Origin of the sequence: Sphingobacterium bovisgrunnientis, from assembly GCF_009829085.1 — a bacterium.
GTDB lineage: Bacteria > Bacteroidota > Bacteroidia > Sphingobacteriales > Sphingobacteriaceae > Sphingobacterium > Sphingobacterium bovisgrunnientis.
On sequence record NZ_WUQY01000144.1, the window covers coordinates 1 to 442 of the forward strand.

Consider the following 442-nt stretch of genomic DNA (forward strand, 5'->3'; position numbering starts at 1 on the left):
CTGCGGATAGCTATAACCAGTGGGATCACTCTCGATATACTCTTGCCAGAGCAACTGTTTGGTGACTCCAGTACGCTTGAGTTCCTTTTCATAATAGTCCAGACGGCTTTTTAGGTATTCAAACTTATCTGCTTTGTAAGCAGGATTACCCGCGTGAAAAGATTTTTCCAGTAAAGGATCATCTTGCTTGAGCAGTTCCTCCGTATTGAAGCCCCCATCGGCCATCTTTTTGAGATAAGACTTTACGGTGTTCTTACTCATTCCAAGAATGCGAGCGATTGTTTTTATCCCACTTCCTCCTTGGTACAATCTAATTAATTGCTTTATTTGACTCATTTGTTTTGGTTTTCCAGCAATCAGTGATACCAATTATTTGATCACTAAGTAACAAAAACTACTCGCAAAGGGGTCAGCATGCTCCAGCGCAATGAACTATTAAATG

1 protein-coding gene is annotated in these 442 nt (G+C 40.7%); it reads right to left on the reverse strand.

Annotation, left to right across the window (positions count from 1 at the left end):
- Positions 1–336: helix-turn-helix domain-containing protein (locus GOQ16_RS17315; RefSeq protein WP_160070442.1), on the reverse strand; the 336-nt coding region annotated here is incomplete at its 3' end.
- Positions 337–442 lie beyond the last annotated feature (106 nt).